The 15874-nt window shown below is 71.7% G+C and carries 13 protein-coding genes; 3 read left to right on the top strand and 10 right to left on the bottom strand.

What is annotated here, in order from left to right:
* Positions 1-46: 46 nt before the first annotated feature.
* From KBX26_RS17790 to metH, 4 genes are all read right to left on the bottom strand, one after another.
* On the bottom strand, positions 47-574 hold the full coding sequence (locus KBX26_RS17790) for a PspC domain-containing protein (RefSeq protein ID WP_210865920.1): 528 nt from the start codon (positions 572-574) through the stop codon (positions 47-49).
* Positions 575-577: 3 nt separating this feature from the next.
* On the bottom strand, positions 578-901 hold the full coding sequence (locus KBX26_RS17785) for a PadR family transcriptional regulator (protein ID WP_210859510.1): 324 nt from the start codon (positions 899-901) through the stop codon (positions 578-580).
* A gap of 84 nt (positions 902-985) precedes the next feature.
* Positions 986-2611, bottom strand: a complete 1626-nt coding sequence (locus KBX26_RS17780) for a DUF885 domain-containing protein (RefSeq protein WP_210865919.1) — start codon at positions 2609-2611, stop codon at positions 986-988.
* Positions 2612-2756: 145 nt separating this feature from the next.
* Entirely contained in the window at positions 2757-6257 is a 3501-nt protein-coding gene (metH, locus tag KBX26_RS17775; protein WP_247680778.1) for a methionine synthase, read from the bottom strand.
* A gap of 276 nt (positions 6258-6533) precedes the next feature.
* Between metH and KBX26_RS17770 the strand changes: the two genes are divergently transcribed.
* Together KBX26_RS17770 and KBX26_RS17765 are read left to right on the top strand one after the other, a co-directional pair.
* The gene (locus KBX26_RS17770) at positions 6534-7403 is read left to right on the top strand and encodes a PAC2 family protein (protein WP_030332815.1); all 870 of its coding nucleotides are present in this window, start codon (positions 6534-6536) and stop codon (positions 7401-7403) included.
* A gap of 123 nt (positions 7404-7526) precedes the next feature.
* Positions 7527-8318, top strand: a complete 792-nt coding sequence (locus tag KBX26_RS17765) for a GntR family transcriptional regulator (protein ID WP_210865973.1) — start codon at positions 7527-7529, stop codon at positions 8316-8318.
* Between the two features lie 332 nt (positions 8319-8650).
* Here the strand turns inward: KBX26_RS17765 and mshC are convergent, their stop codons facing one another.
* The 4 genes from mshC to KBX26_RS17745 all read right to left on the bottom strand — a co-directional run bounded on the left by mshC (position 8651) and on the right by KBX26_RS17745 (position 12211).
* A complete protein-coding gene (gene mshC, locus KBX26_RS17760; RefSeq protein WP_030332810.1) occupies positions 8651-9889 on the bottom strand; it encodes a cysteine--1-D-myo-inosityl 2-amino-2-deoxy-alpha-D-glucopyranoside ligase in 1239 nt (412 codons plus the stop codon).
* Positions 9890-9955: 66 nt separating this feature from the next.
* Positions 9956-10774, bottom strand: coding sequence for an SCO1664 family protein (locus tag KBX26_RS17755; protein WP_030332808.1), 819 nt, complete (start codon positions 10772-10774; stop codon positions 9956-9958).
* Positions 10771-11352, bottom strand: a complete 582-nt coding sequence (locus tag KBX26_RS17750; protein WP_030332806.1) for a DUF3090 domain-containing protein — start codon at positions 11350-11352, stop codon at positions 10771-10773. Before KBX26_RS17750 ends, KBX26_RS17755 begins: the two co-directional genes overlap by 4 nt.
* A 145-nt stretch (positions 11353-11497) precedes the next feature.
* Complete coding sequence (locus KBX26_RS17745; protein ID WP_030332804.1) at positions 11498-12211, bottom strand: MSMEG_4193 family putative phosphomutase; 714 nt, start codon at positions 12209-12211, stop codon at positions 11498-11500.
* 197 nt (positions 12212-12408) lie between these two features.
* On the opposite strand from KBX26_RS17745, the gene KBX26_RS17740 reads away from it, so the two are divergent.
* Positions 12409-13128: a YoaK family protein gene (locus KBX26_RS17740; protein WP_210865917.1), complete on the top strand. Its 720-nt coding sequence runs from the start codon at positions 12409-12411 to the stop codon at positions 13126-13128.
* Between the two features lie 32 nt (positions 13129-13160).
* Here KBX26_RS17740 and KBX26_RS17735 read toward each other — a convergent pair whose 3' ends face one another.
* Complete coding sequence (locus tag KBX26_RS17735) at positions 13161-14822, bottom strand: ammonium transporter (RefSeq protein WP_210865916.1); 1662 nt, start codon at positions 14820-14822, stop codon at positions 13161-13163.
* 26 nt (positions 14823-14848) lie between these two features.
* Positions 14849-15874 (bottom strand): urea transporter, encoded by a 1026-nt coding sequence (gene yut / locus KBX26_RS17730; RefSeq protein ID WP_210865915.1) that lies wholly within the window; start codon positions 15872-15874, stop codon positions 14849-14851.

Raw genomic sequence — 15874 nt, 5'->3', positions numbered from 1 at the left:
CCGCATGCCCGGGCGGGACTGTCCCTTCCGGCTGTGCGCTGTCGGTTCACGGGTATCGCGGTGCGTCCCGTTGGCGCTCGTAGTCGGTGACCGTCGGGACGACGGGCAGCACGAGCAGCAGGACCAGGTACGCCACGCCGAGCAGCCCACCGGTGACCAGGGTCAGCAGCAGCACGACGGTTCGTACCCAGTCGACACGGAACTCGCCGTACGCCGCGACGCCGAGACAGATGCCGCCGAACCACTTGCCCTCGTTGATCCGACACCAGAACCGGCCACGCGACCTCCCCTGGACGGACGGCGGCGCGGGGCGTGCCGGGCTCACCGGCCCCAGCTCGGCCAGGATCGCCGTCATCCGGGCACCGGTCACCGCGTCGTCGCCCGAGGCCGTGCGAGCGCTCAGCCGGTCGCCGATCGCTGATTCGAGGTCTCGGACGATCTCGTCAGCGTCCGGGTCGGTGCGCAGCGCGCGTCGCGCGTCGTCGAGGTACTGCCGCAGGGCGTCGCGCGCGCCGGGGGTGGCGGGGAAGGCCGCGACATACCCGGTGAGGCGGGTGGATACCGGCTCGTTCATGAATCATCGTCCAATCGTGTTGATCATGAGGGTCAGTTCGCCCCAGTAGTCGCGGAACGCGGTGAGCTGCCCCCTGCCGGCATCCGTGAGGGAGAAGTACTTCCGGGGTGGCCCGGACGGCGACTCACGCCACTCGTGGTGCACGAGCCCGTCTCGACGGAGTTTGCTCAGCAGCGGATACAGCGTGCCCTCCTGGGCGGGAAAACCTGCCTGCTGTAGAGCGGCGAGGATCTCGGCCGCGTACCGCTGCTGGGACTCGACGGCAGCCAGGACGAGTGGTTCGAGCAGGCCGCGCCGCAACGCAACGAGCTTCGGATCGGGCTGCATACCACTACCTTGTCATGGCAAGGTACCTATCACAATGCCAGAGCGCGCGGCGTGCACACCACCTGACCACCCCTGGCGATCGCCCTACGGCGCACGGCCAACCTCAAGGGCCGCCGTCAACTGATCCAGCCCCAGCGAACCCAGCCCCAGCGCGTAGCGATGGAATGCGCGCCGGTCGCCGGGGAAGGACGAGCGGCCTGCCAGCCACACGCGCTCACCCACCTTGTAAGCCAGCGCCTGCCCTGGCCGGCCCAGGTAACGCGCAAGCTCGGCGGACGCGTACGGCCCCTGATGACAGCGGTCCCGCAGCAGCTGCAGCGCAGCATCCGGCGTCCACACTGCTCCGTCACCAGACGGCACCGGCAGCCGCAGGTGCAGACCGATGTCGAGCACGACCCGTGCCGCCCGCAGGAGCTGCATGTACAGATAGCCCAGTCGAGCACCCGGCTGGTCGTAGAGCCCGAGCTCGTCCATGAACCGCTCGGCGTACAGGGCCCAGCCCTCCTGGCTGCCGGCAAGGCCGCCGAGCAGGTTCAACCGCTGCCCAAGGCCTCCCCGGCAGACCTCGGAGCCGAGGTGGAGGTGGTGCCCGGGAACGCCCTCGTGATAGGCGGTGCTGTACGCGTACCAGGTGGGGAAACTCGTCGCGTCCTCGAGGACGGACCACCAGACCCGGCCCGGCCGCGCCACGTCCCGCGACGGCCCGATGTAGGCAATACCGGACGACGTGGTCAACCGCGACTCGATGCGCCGCAGCGGGGCGGGAATGTCAAAATGTACGCCGTCCAGTCGCTCGGTGGTGGCCTCCAACAGCTCCTGCAACCACCCGCCGAATGCCTCCCTGCTGTGCAGCGTGCCAGGCGCGTCGGGGCTGGCGAGCCAGGCGAGCACCTCGGGCACGCTCCCGCCCAGGGCCTTCGCTTCCGCGATCAGTTCTGCCTCTGTCGCTCGGAACTCGTCCCAGCCCCAGTCGTACAACTCGCGCAGATCAGGGCGGGCCGCGAGGAAGGTACGCACCCAGAGTGCGTACCGCTGCTGACCGAACGCCTCCTCCTCAACGGCCCGTGGTGCCAGGTCTGCGGTCAGCATCTCGGCCAGTCTCTGGTACGCCGCTCGCGCGCCCGTCGCTGCGGCCTGCAACGACGCCCGCTGACGCCCATCGCCGTAGCGATCCACCAAGGCGACATCGTCGTCGATCCAGGTGCGACAGCGCTGCGTGACCAGCTCCACCTGACGCCGGGCCGGCACATTGCCGCGCTCCGCGGAAAGCAGGAGGCTGCGGGCGTACCCGTCCAGGGCCGTGGGGATCGCGGCCAGGCGTGCGCAGACACGAGCCCAACCCTCCTCGAAGGCCGCGCCCTCGGCGCCGTGGCCCGGAACCGCGGCCTCGACGGCCTGGCGGATGAGCTGGAGCGGACCGGTGGCCGCCGCGTGCAGTTCGCGCAGGTCCTCCCCGGCGTCATGCACGGCGATCCGCGCACTCAGCCGTTCGGCGAGGTGGGCGTGCAGCGCGGTCGCGGCCGGCAGTGCGTCACCCACGGTCTCGAGTTCGTGCAGGGCGCGGGCCGCGAGGTCGGCGCGGGCCTGGTGGCCCTCCGGGCTGTAGTCGGTAAGCCCGTCGACATCCTGCTCGCCGGCGTCGACGACCGCTGTGCACGGGTCGAGGCCGGCCATGTCGCGCAGGAGCCGACCCGCGAAGTCCTCGATCATGGGGCCGATGCTAGGGCCTTGCCTCAGCTGCCGTGGTGCGAGCAGCATCGATCGCGGCAAACGGACCAGCACATCTGACCGCGGCATGATCATGACTCAGCCGCCGTTCGGACGACCTCACATGCAGGTCAGGGCACTTGCACCGTTACTTGGCGTTGAAGTAGTTGGCCTCCGGGTGGTGGACGACGATCGCGTCGGTGGCCTGCTCCGGCATCAGCTGGAACTCCTCGGACAGCTCGACCCCGATCCGGTCCGCCCCGAGCAGGTCCATGATCTTCGCCCGGTCCTCCAGGTCCGGGCAGGCCGGGTAGCCGAACGCGTACCGGCAACCCCGGTAGTCGTTGTGCAGGATGCCGGCCAGGTCCGCCGGGTCGTCGTGCCCCAGCGGGCGGCCGTCGGGCAGGGTCATCTCGGCGCGGATGCGCTGGTGCCAGTATTCGGCGAGCGCCTCGGTGAGCTGCACGGAGAGCCCGTGCACCTCCAGGTAGTCGCGGTACTCGTTGCGGGCGAACAGCTTCGCCGCGTACTCACTGACCGGCTGGCCGACGGTGACCAGTTGCAACGCGACCACATCGAGCTGCTCGCCCCGGGGCTTGAAGAAGTCCGCCAGGCAGAGCCGCCGCTCCTGCCGCTGCCGGGGGAACGAGAACCGGGCGCGCTCCGCGTGCCCGTTCTCGTCGAGCACCACCAGGTCATTGCCTTCGGAGTACGCCGGGAAGTAGCCGTACACCACGGCTGCCTCAAGGACCTGGTCGGCGATCAACCGGTCCAGCCAGTACCGCAGGCGCGGGCGGCCCTCGGTCTCGACAAGCTCCTCGTAGGAGGGTCCGCTGCCGCCCCGGGCGCCGCGCAGGCCCCACTGCCCGGAGAAGGTGGCCCGCTCGTCGAGCAGTGCCGCGTAGTCGGCCATCGGCACGCCCTTGACCACCCGGGTGCCGAAGAACGGCGGGGTGGGCACCGCCACGTCGGCGGCGACGTCGGAGCGGACCGAGGAGTCGTGCAGCTCCGGCAGCGACGTGCTGACCACCGAGCGCTGCCGTTCCCGGCGCGCCCGCCGGGCCGCGAGGGCCGCCTCCCGCTCGGGGTCGATCACCGGCGCGCCGCCACGCTTGGCGGTCATCACCCTGTCCATCAGGGACAGACCCTCGAACGCGTCCCGCGCGTAGTGCACCTGCCCGGGGAACATCGCGCGCAGGTCGTCCTCCACGTACGCGCGGGTCAGCGCCGCCCCACCCAGCAGGACGGGCCACCGCTCGGCGACCCCGCGGGTGGCCATCTCGGCCAGGTTCTCCTTCATGATGACGGTGCTCTTCACCAGCAGCCCGGACATGCCGATCGCGTCGGCGCGGTGCTGCTCGGCGGCATCCAGGATGGCGCTGATCGGCTGCTTGATGCCGATGTTCACCACCTCGTAGCCGTTGTTGGACAGGATGATGTCGACCAGGTTCTTGCCGATGTCGTGCACGTCGCCGCGCACTGTGGCGAGCACGATGCGGCCCTTGCCGCCGTCCTCCGCGGTCTCCATGTGCGGTTCCAGGTAGGCCACCGCGGTCTTCATCACCTCGGCGGACTGGAGCACGAACGGCAGCTGCATCTGGCCGGAGCCGAACAGCTCACCGACCACCTTCATGCCGTCCAGCAGGATGTCGTTGATGATCGACAGCGGGGACCGGCCGCCGGCCATCGCGTCGTCCAGGTCGGCCTCCAGGCCGTTGCGCTCACCGTCGATGATCCGCCGCTTGAGCCGTTCGTCCAGCGGCAGCGCGGCCAACTCCTGGGCCCGGCTGGCCCGGGCGCTGGTCACGTCGACGCCCTCGAAGAGCTCCAGGAACCGCTGCACCGGGTCGTATCCCTCGCGACGCCGGTCGTAGACCAGGTCCAGGGCGACCTCGCGCTGCTCGTCGGGGATTTTCGACATCGGCAGGATCTTGCTGGCGTGCACGATCGCCGACGTCAGGCCGGCCTGCACGCACTCGTGCAGGAACACCGAGTTGAGCACCTGCCGGGCCGCCGGGTTGAGGCCGAAGGAGATGTTCGAGATGCCCAGGGTGAAGTTGACGCCCGGGTAGCGACGGGCGATCTCGCGGATCGCCTCGATCGTCTCGAGGCCGTCGCGGCGGGTCTCCTCCTGCCCGGTGGCGATCGGGAAGGTCAGCGCGTCGATCAGGATGTCGGAGCGGTCCATCCCCCACCGGCCGGTCAGGTCGTCGATCAACCGCGTCGCGACCCGGACCTTCCACTCCTGGGTACGGGCCTGGCCCTCCTCGTCGATGAGCAGCGCCACCACCGCGGCGCCGTGCTCGCGGACGATCGGCATCACCCGCGCGTACCGGGACTCGGGGCCGTCGCCGTCCTCGAAGTTCACCGAGTTGACGACGCACCGCCCGCCGAGCATCTCCAGCCCGGCCTCGACGACCGCCGGCTCGGTGGAGTCCAACATGATGGGCAGGGTCGACGCGGTGGCGAACCGGCCGGCCAGCTCCCGCATGTCCTGGGTGCCGTCGCGGCCGACGTAGTCCACGCAGAGGTCGAGCAGGTGCGAGCCGTCGCGCGCCTGGCTGCGGGCGATCTCCACACAGGCCCGCCAGTCACCGGCGAGCATCGCCTCCCGGAACGCCTTCGAGCCGTTGGCGTTGGTCCGCTCCCCCACCATCAGCACCGACGCGTCCTGGGCGAACGGCACCGGGTGGTACACCGAGGACACACCCGCCTCGTGTCGGGGCTCGCGGGCCGGGGCGGTCACGCCGTGCAGCCGCTCGGACAGCACCTGGATGTGCTCCGGGGTGGTGCCGCAGCAGCCGCCGACAAGCCCCACGCCGTACTCGGTGACGAACCGCTCCAGGGCCTCGGCCAGCTCCACGGGAGTCAGCGGGAAGTACGCCCCGTCGGCGGTCAACACCGGCAGGCCGGCGTTCGGCATCACCGACAGCGGGATGCGGGAGTGCTGCGACAGGTACCGCAGGTGCTCGCTCATCTCGGCCGGGCCGGTCGAGCAGTTGAGCCCGATCAGGTCCACGCCCAGCGGTTCGATCGCGGCCAGGGCCGCACCGATCTCGCTGCCGACCAGCATCGTGCCGGTGGTCTCCACGGCGACGTGACAGATGATCGGCACCGACTGGCCCAGCTCGGCCATCGCCCGCTTCGACCCGACCACCGCCGCCTTGACCTGGAGCAGGTCCTGGCAGGTCTCGATGATCAGCGCGTCCGCGCCGCCAGCGATCAGACCGGCGGCGTTCTCCTGGTAGGCGTCGCGCAGGGTCGAGTAGTCGGCGTGCCCGAGGGTGGGCAGCTTGGTGCCCGGCCCGATCGAGCCGAGCACGAACCGGGGCCGCTGCGGGGTGCTGGCCGCGTCGGCGGCCTCCCGGGCGATCCGCGCGCCCGCCTCGGACAACTCGCGGATGCGCTGCGGGATGTCGTACTCGGCGAGGTTGGCGAGGTTGGCGCCGAAGGTGTTGGTCTCCACGCAGTCCGCACCGGCGGCCAGGTAGGCGTCGTGCACCCCGCGCACCACGTCCGGGCGGGTGACGTTGAGGATCTCGTTGCACCCCTCGAGCCCGTCGAAGTCGTCGAGCGTGAGGTCCGCGGCCTGGAGCATCGTGCCCATCGCACCGTCGGCGATGAGAACCCGCTCAGCCAGCACATCCATCAATGAAGTCCGCACCCGTTCAGGTTAGTGCGATTCGGCCGGACTCCACGACCATCCTCGAGCGATCCCCTATTGTGTCACGGGGATCACCCTGTCTGGTTCGTTCGGGTATGACCTGCTGTCGGAGCGGCCGACCGGCGCGGCCGACGGGCCGTGCCCCCGCCCTGCACGTAGGCTGACGGACGTGAAGGACAACAGGGACGCCACCGTGCACCACGGCATGACGACCGGGCGCGGTCCCGGCGCCAGCCGCGACGAGCAGGGTGAGGTGACGGCGTGACCGAGTTCGACGGACTGCCGGTGCTGCGGTCCCCCGTGGCGATCGCCGCGTTCGAGGGCTGGAACGACGCCGCCGACGCGTCCACCGCCGCTGTCGAGCACCTGGAGCAGGTCTGGAACGCCCGGCAGATCGCCGAGTTGGATCCGGAGGACTTCTACGACTTCCAGGTCAGCCGGCCCACCATCACGATGGCCGACGGGGAGACCCGGCGGGTGGAGTGGCCGACGACCCGGTTCATGGTGGCCAGCCCGGAGGGCACCGACCGCGACGTGGTGCTGATCCGCGGCATCGAGCCGAGCATGCGCTGGCGGACGTTCTGCGAGCAGGTGCTGGAGATCTGCCACAGCCTGGAGGTGGAACGGGTGGTGCTGCTCGGCGCGTTGCTGGCCGACGTTCCATACACTCGGCCGTTGCCGATCAGCGGCAGCGCCTCGGACGCGCAGGCCGCCGAGCGCTACCAGCTCACCCCCACCCGGTACGACGGCCCGACCGGCATCGTCGGCGTGCTGCACGACGCGTGCACCCGCGCCGAGGTGGACGCCGTCTCGTTCTGGGTGCACGTGCCGCACTACGCCAACAACCCGCCCTGCCCGAAGGCCACCCTCGCCCTGCTGCACCGGGTCGAGGAGGTCGTCGACCTGCCGGTGCCGATGGCCGACCTGGCCGAGGAGTCCGCCGAGTGGGAGCAGCGGGTGCGCAGCGCCGCCGAGCAGGACGCCGAGTTGGGCGAGTACGTCCGCGAGCTGGAGGAACGGGTCGGCGACGAGGGCATCACCCCGTTGACCGGTGATGAGATCGCCCAGGAGTTCGAGAAGTACCTGCGCCGCCGGGGCGGTTCCGCCGGCCCCACCGCCGGTTCCTGGTAGCCGCCGCTCCTCTGCGGGCCTTCGGACCTTTGTGGTCCGGGGGCCCGTTTTGGCGTGTCCGGGGTGGCGCCGTCACACCCGCTAGGGCATCCTAGGAACCTAGATGTGATCAAGGAGGCGGGTGTGCAGATCAACCCCGGGGCCGCCGAGTTCCCGCACCGACAGATCGCCGCGCAGCTCAAGGCCCAGGTCCGCCGCGGCGACTGGGGGCCGGGCGAGCGGCTGCCGTCCATCCCGGCCATCGCCGAGATGTTCGGCGTCGCCAAGCAGACCGTGCAACGCGCCGTCGACCAGCTGCGGGTCGAGGGCATCCTGATCACCAAACCCGGCTCCGGTACGTACGTCCGGGGCACCCGCCGCCGACTCAACCGCCTCTCCCGGGGCCGCTACGGCGGCTTCCGCGGCTACCACACCGACCTGGCCGCCCGGTACCGGCAGCAGCTCGTCTCCGTCGGGCCCGCCCCCGCCCCCGCCGAGGTGGCCGACGCCTTCGGCGTGTCCGACGGCACCAGCCTGCTGTGCCGCCGGCACCTCGTACGCACCGACGACTCCCCCGTCGAGGTGGGCGCCTCCTGGTTCCTGCCCCGCGACACCGCGGGCACCTCCCTGGAGCGCACCGAGGCGTTCGGCCGGCCGCTCTACCAGGAGGCCGAGGAAGCCACCGGGCGGCGCTACGTCTCGGCCACCGACACGATCAGCGCCCGCCAGCCGAGCCGGGAGGAGGCCGAGATCCTCCAGATCCGACCCGACACCCCCGTGCTGCACCTGCTGCACGTCGCGTACGACGCGCACCGCAAGCCGATCGAGGTGTCCCAGGCGACCTGGCCCGGCCCGATGACCACGCTCACCGAGGAGTACAAGATCCCCGGCCCAAGCCCGGACCCAGAACCCGACCCCGGCCTAATCCTGGGCTGACGGTCCCCACGGACCACAACCCCGCGCGACCCCGCGCGACCCCGCGCGCCCCCGCGCGCACCCGCGCGCACCCCGGTCGATCATGAGGTTGACGGGTCCGGCAGAGATCGAAATGCCCGCCAACCTCATGATCAACGCGGTCGGGGTCAACTGTGCGGCGTCTTGTCGGGGTCGATCGGGTGTCTTGGGGTGATCGACTCGGCTTTCGGGAAGTCGGGGCATCGCACTGGTCGGGACGCCGCGACTTCCTGAAAACCGAGTCGATCATCCTCCCGCCGCGACATGGCGCACGGCACAGCGCGGCGCGGGTGTCCGCCGCCGGGGCCGATGGGCTAGAGGCGGATGCCCAGGAGAGCGTCCACCGTGTTCGCGAAGAGCGCGGGGGCCTCCGGGTCGTCCGTGGCGCCGGCCAGGGCCGCCTCGGCCCAGCGGTCGGCCACCGCCAGCGCGCCGGGGGTGTCGAGATCGTCGGCCAGTCGGGCGCGTACCTCGGCCAGCAGCTCAGCCCCGGACGGCCCGGCGGGCGCGGCGGCGGCCCGCCGCCAACGGTCCAGACGCTCGTACGCGGCGGCGAGCAGCTCGTCGGTCCAGGTCCGGTCGCTGCGGTAGTGCCCGGAGATCAGCGCCAGCCGGATCGCCATCGGGTCGACCTTGTCGGCGCGCAGCCGGGACACGAAGACCAGGTTGCCCCGGGACTTGGACATCTTCTCGCCGTCCAGGCCGATCATCCCGGCGTGTACGTAGTGCTCGGCGAACGGCGCCTGACCGGTGAGCCGCTCGGCGTGCGCGGCGGACGCCTCGTGGTGCGGGAAGAGCAGGTCGTTGCCGCCGCCCTGCACGTCGATCCGGTCGCCGAGCAGGTTGAGCGCGATCACCGCGCACTCGATGTGCCAGCCGGGGCGGCCCGGGCCCAGCTCGCCGCCCGGCCAGGACGGCTCGCCCTCGCGGGCTCCGCGCCACAGCAGCGGGTCCAGTGGGTCCCGCTTGCCGGCCCGGTCGGGGTCGCCGCCGCGCTCCGGGAAGATCTCCAGCATCTGCTCGCGGGTCAGGTTCGACTCGTAGCCGAAGCGGGGCGTGGCGGAGATGTCGAAGTAGACGTCGCCGGTGCCGTCGTCGAGCCGGTACGCGGCGCCGTCCTTGAGCAGCACCTCGACCTTCTCGACGATGTCCGGGATCGACTCGACGGCGCCCACGTAGTGCGCCGGCGGGATGATCCGCAGCGCCTCCATGTCCTCCCGGAACAGCGCCGTCTCGCGCATCGCCAGGACCACCCAGTCCTCGCCGTCGCGGGTGGCCCGCTCCAGCAGCGGATCGTCGATGTCGGTGACGTTCTGCACGTAGCGCACCGGGCGGCCGGAGTCGCGCCACATCCGCTGCACCAGGTCGAACGTGATCATGGTGGCGGCGTGGCCGAGGTGGGTGGCGTCGTACGGGGTGATGCCGCAGACGTACATGCTTCCCGCGTCGGCCGGCTCACTCGGGTGGACACCCTGCCGCGCCGAGTCGTACAACGCCAGCGGCTCGCCCCTGCCCGGCAGCCGTGGCACCTCGTGTCCCGCCCAAGACTCCATGGGATCAGCCTAGCCAGCCCGGCGACGACGCCGGAGCACCCCACGGGTGATCAAGATGACAGCGACTCACATGGGTGGCCAGGGCATCGCCGGCCAGTCCTCCGGTGGCAGCGGGAAGCTGCCGGTCTCGCGCAGCCGGTCGACCCGGGCGGCCACCCCGGCCACCTCGCTGATCGTCAGGTGGTCGGCCAGCTCCGCGCCGAGCGGCCCGGCGACCTGCCCGGCCAGCGCGTCGAGCATCTCCACGGCGTCCGGGGGCAACTGCTTGCCGGCCCAACCCCACAGCACCGTGCGCAGCTTGTCCTCCACGTGGAAGCTCACCCCGTGGTCCACGCCGTAGATCCGGTCGTCGGCGCCGACGAGCACGTGACCGCCCTTGCGGTCGGCGTTGTTCAGCACCGCGTCGAGCACCGCGAGCCGGGCCAGCCGTGGGTCGTCGGCGTGGGCCAGGGCGTACGCGGCGCCGTCGTCGTCCCGGGCCGCGGCGATCGGGATCCAGCGCGGCGGCAGTTCCCCGGCGGGCAGGAAACCGACGAGCGCTTCGGCGTCCTCCGGCTCGTCGATCCAGAGCTGGCAGGAGCCGGGGCCGAGCGGGCCGTCACGCAGCACGGTGGGCGGCACCAGGCCCCACCCGGTGGCCCGGGAGACCAGGTACGCCGACACTTCCCGACCGGCCAGGGTGCCGTCGGGAAAGTCCCAGAGGGGGCGCTCGCCACGGACCGGCTTGTAGACGCAGCGGGCGGTCATCCCGTCCAGGGTCAGGATGCCGCGCAGCGTCGTGTTCGACGCGTCGACCAGCCGACCCTCCAGGTCGAGGACGCCGTCACGCAGCAGCCGCAGCGCGGCGTCGCCGTCCTGGCGAGGCTGGAGGCCGGACGAGGTCACCGGTGGTAACCGTTGTGCCGCGGGCAGAGGTGCCCGGCGGGGTCCAACGGTTGGCCGCAGAGCGGGCACGGTGGCCGGCCCGCGTTGACCACTCGCCGGGCCCGCTCGATGAACTGGCGGGTCGCCTGCGGGGTGAGCCGGACCCGGAGGCGATCGAGGTCCTCGTCCGGCTCGTCGTCGTCCTCGTCGTCTTCGTCGTCGTCCTCGTCGCCGAGCTCGACCTCGGGCTCCACCTCGCCCGCCGCGATCGCCTCGATCACCACGGTCGCGGTGTCCACGTCGAAGGCCAGCCCGAGGGTCCCGACCCGGAACTCCTCGTCGACCGGAGTGTCCAGCGGCTCGTTGTCGCCGATCACCGGCGCCAGCTCGGGGAGGTCCACCCCGAAGCGACGCTGCGCCTCGGTGAGCAGCTCCTCCAGCTTCTCGGCGAGCAGGGACACCTGGACCTTCTCCAGCGCGACGCTGACCAGCCTGCCGCCGCCGCGGGCCTGCAGGAAGAACGTGCGCTCCCCCGGCGGCCCGACAGTCCCGGCGACGAACCGCTCCGGCGGTTCGAAGGCGTGCACCTGGTGGGTCATACCCACGACCCTATCCGGCCCGCCTGGGCACCGCGCACCCCACCGACGCGAATCGCCGCAGGGGCGGCGCGCCCGGCGTACCAGGGGCTGCACCCGGGCGTGGCGGGCGTTGACGCAGCGGCCGGGGGTGGGGTGGTGACCCGCCTCACCGCGACGCACCCGCCCCGCCGCCGACGGCCGCGTCCGAGTCGGCCACCCGGCTCGCGCGCCGACGCCGCTTGGCCGGGGGCGGCACCAGCGCCGTCAGGTCGCCGCCGGTGTCGTTGAGACGCACCAGAAACGGACGCAGCGGCGTGAACCGGATCGCCGTCACCGACGCCGGGTCGGCCACGATCCGCTGAAAGGCGTCCAGGTGTACGCCGAGCGCGTCCGCCACGATGGCCTTGATCACGTCGCCGTGGCTGCAGGCCAGCCAGACCGCCTCGGGCCCGTGTTCGGCGTTCACCCGGGCATCCCAGGAGCGCACCGCCGCCACGGCCCGCGCCGCCATCGCCGCCATCGCCTCCCCGCCCGGGAAGACGGCCGCGCTGGGGTGCTGCTGCACCACCGGCCAGAGCGGCTCCTTGGCGAGCTTCTTCAGCGGCTGACCCTCCCAACTGCCGTAGTCGCACTCGATCAGGCCGTCCTCGACGACCGGGGTGGCCTGCGGGAGCGCCAACTCCAGGGTCTGCCGGCAGCGGATCAGCGGGCTGGTCACCACGGCGGCCAGCGGCACCTGCCGCAGCCGCTCGCCGACCGCGCTGGCCTGGGCGCGCCCGGTGTCGTCCAACTCGACCGGCTGGCGGCCGGCCAGACCGCCGTCCGCGTTCGCTGTCGTCCGGCCGTGTCGCAGAAGCAGGAGGGTCGCCACGGGGACCACCCTATGACCTGCGCCCGACCGGGGTCGTCGCCCGCCGCCCCGGCCGGGTTCGCGTCGCCCAGGCCGACCCGCGCGAGAGCGCCGACCGGGCGTGAAACCGTCGATCCGCCGCGAAGCGGGCTGAGCCGCGTGACCGGTTCGGTACAGTGCGTTGTGCCTGGCGTGTTCGGGGCCGCTGTCGGAGGGTGTGCAACGCGATGGGCGACTCGGCATCCGCGCGGCCGTCGTTCACCGCGGACCCCCAGGACGTGTACCGGGAGTTCCGGCATCCGCTGCTGGTCCTCGCCCTCACCACCGGCACCGCCGGCTTCGTCGACGCCTTCGCCTTCCTGCACTACGGGGCCTTCGTCGCCAACCAGTCGGGCAACGCCGTCCTGCTGGGCATCGGCCTGGCCGGCAGACACGCCGCCTGGCCCGAGTCCGCGGCCTCGCTGGTCGCGTTCGCCGTCGGGACGGGCGTCGTCTCGCAGGTCCGAACGGCACCGGGCCGGTGGTCGCAGTCCTCGCGGGGGCTCGCCTGCGCCGTGCTCGCCATGGCCCTCTGGACGGCGCTCAACGTGCTGCTCGACTACGGCCGGCAGGGCGGGCCGGCGCGGGTCGGGCTGGCCGCCGCCGGCGGTCTCGCCATGGGCGCGCTGGCGACGCTGTTCGCCCGTACCGCCGGGATCACCACTGCCGTCACCTACCAGTCGGGCACGGTGGCCAAGCTCGGTGAACGCATCGGACGGTGGCTGGTCGGACCGGACACCGTCCGATCGCGGGCCCGGCAGGGCACCTTCCTGGGGCTGCTGGCGTTGACCTGCTACGCCGCCGGGGGCGGCCTCGGCACCGTGGCACAGCAACAGCCGCTCTGGGTGCCGGCCTGGGGAACGCTGGCCCTGGCCAGCCTGTCGCTGCTGCTGCGTACCGGCCGGTGACGGTGGTCGGTGTCGCGCCGGGGCGTACCTGTTCAGCGCACGTCCGTCGCGAGCTGAACGTCCTGCACGAAGCACTCGGAGCGGTCCGCGCCGTAGCGGACCAGCACGTCCAGCACCGCGGGCACCGCCGCGCGTTCCACCACCACCTCGACCCGGGCCCGGCCCACCAGGTCCTGGTCCTGCCAGAATCCTCGGGGCAGCGAACGGGCGGCCGGCTCGGCGGTGGAGACCGTGGCGTCGAAGAGCACGATGGCGGTGGCGCCGGCGCCGACCAGCGCGTCGCGTAGCTCCCGGGTGGTCGGCAGCAGGGTCGGGTTGACCGTCGCGGTCACCAGTCGGGCGTCCTGCGGCGGCCGGGCCGGTCGTTGCGCGTCGCGCCCGCGTTCGGGTTCGCGCCGACGCTGGGGCGCGCCGCTGCCGTTGAGACCCGCCACACCGCCCAGGTGGTACGCGTCGGCGTCCTGCTGGGCGTGGTCGAGGTTGTCCTGCACCTCGGCGCGGGCCCGCAGCCCGAGCGTGGCCTGCACGCCGGCGGCGATCGCCCAACTGAGCACGAAGGAGAAGACCACCACGGTGACCACGCCGACGACCTGGTGCCAGAGCAGGGATCCGCCGCCGCCGAAGAAGAGGCCGTCCTTGCCGAGCGGGTTGACACCGCTGTCGCCGAAGAAGCCGACCAGCAGCGAGCCGAGCATGCCGCCGACGAAGTGGACCGCGAGGACGTCCAACGCGTCGTCGAGCCGCAGCAGGTACTTCAGCCGCAGCGCGAAGTGGCAGACGAACCCGGCGATCGCGCCGATGGCGATGGCGGAGAGCGTGTTGACGTACCCGGCGGCGGGGGTGACGGTCGCGAGCCCCGCGACCGCCCCGGAGACGCCGCCGACGACGGTGCTGTGGCCGTCCTTCAGCCGCTCCGCCACCAGCCAGACGATCATTCCGGCGGCGGCCGCCAGGTGGGTGTTGATCAGCGCCTGGGCGGCCAGGCCGTTGGCCTGGAGTCCGTCTCCCCCGTTGAAACCGAACCACCCGAACCACAGGATGCCCGCCCCGAGGATGGTCAGCGGGATGGAGTTGGGTGGGGAGGCGGTGCGTGGCCAGCCACGACGGCGTCCGACGACCAGCAACGTGCCCAGCACGGCGGCGCCCGCCGAGGCGTGCACCACCATTCCACCGGCCCAGTCCTGGGTGCCGAACGCGGCCAACCAGCCGTCCGGGTGCCAGAGCCAGTGCGCGATCGGCGCGTAGACGACGATGGACCAGATCGCCAGGAACGCCACCCAGCCGGCGAACCTCAGCCGACCGGCCGTGGCGCCGGTGACGAGCGCGGGGGTGATCACCGCGAACATCATCTGGTAGGCGACGAAGGCCAGCGTCGGAATGGTCACCTGGCCGGCGACCACGTGCAGGTGGGGTGCGGGTGGGGTCTTGAGGTCGGTCAGTCCGAAGAGTTCGAGGTTGCCGAAGAGGCCGCTGCCCGCGTCGTCGCCGAAGGCGATGGTGTATCCCACCAGGACCCAGGTCAGGCTGACGACGCCCAGCGCGACCATGTTCTGCTGCAACATCGCGAGGACGTTGCGGGTGCGGACCATACCGCCGTAGAAGGCGGCCAGGCCGGGGGTCATGAACAACACCAGGCCGGTGCAGACGAGCACCCAGGCGGTGTCGCCCGAGTTCACCGCTTCCTGAGCGAGCATGGGGGCTCACCTCTCCTGTCGGGACGTCAGACGGTGTGTCGCACCGCGGTGACGACGGACTCCTTGACGCGTTCGTGGTTGGGCACCGGCGCGAAGTGCCGTTTGGGCAGCAGCAACAGCCAGGTGGTGATGTTGAACGGTCCGGTCAGCCCCGGGATGGCGAGTGGGGTGAGCACGCTCGCCAGGGCCAGCTGGACGAAGAGCGTCAGGGCGATGCCGAAGAGGGTGTAGAGGGTCACCAGCGCGCCGGGGCGGTGCAGCACCGCGCCCACGGCGATCGCCGTCAGCACCGCGTTGAAGCCGAACAGTCCCTTGTCCAGCGAGGCCGAGTCGGCGCCGAACCAGAGCGCCAGCAGGGTGGCCCCGACCGCGCCGATCACCGCGAACAGCGCCGACCAGCGGGAGTTGACCAGCAGCGCGACCAGGATGATCAGCCCGGTGACCCAGCTGTCGATCAGGAAGACCTGGGACACCCCGCGCAGGAAGGTCGGGATCAGGTCCCAGTCGAAACGGCCACCGGTCAACTGCCCCTCACCGGGGAACATCGGCTTGAGGTTGGTCAGCACCGTGAAGCGGTCGAACTGGTACGCGGCCAGCAGCAGCACCCACGTCGTCAGCACGAACGGCATGGTGAACGCGGTCAGGCCCCAGGTCTTGAAGATCGTGTTCAGGGCCAGCGTGACCACCGTCGTGCCGATCGCGCCGAGCACCAGGTAGAGCCACATCAGCGGCCGGTCGTCGAGGAACGTCGGCACGGCGATGCCGGTGAGGAACGGGCTGAAGCCGAACAGTCCCTTGCGCAGGGAGGGCTCGTCCACCCGCAGGGCGACCGCCGTGGCGGTGCCGACGAGCAGGCCGACGACCCCTCCCCCGAAAATCCGTGGCTGCCCGTTCTCGACCGCCCCCCAGGCGACCGCGACGAGGACCAGCAGCCCGGTGAGCGGGTTGTTCTGCAGCAGGACCTGCGCCGGCCCGCGCAGGCAGGCGTCGACGAACCCGACAAGCGGGTTGCCGTCACCGAGCCGGTCCCAACGGTGCGCCACTGCGGTCAC

The organism is Micromonospora sp. C97, assembly GCF_018070385.1.
Lineage (GTDB): Bacteria > Actinomycetota > Actinomycetes > Mycobacteriales > Micromonosporaceae > Micromonospora > Micromonospora parva.
This window is presented reverse-complemented; position numbering and strand designations above follow the sequence as displayed.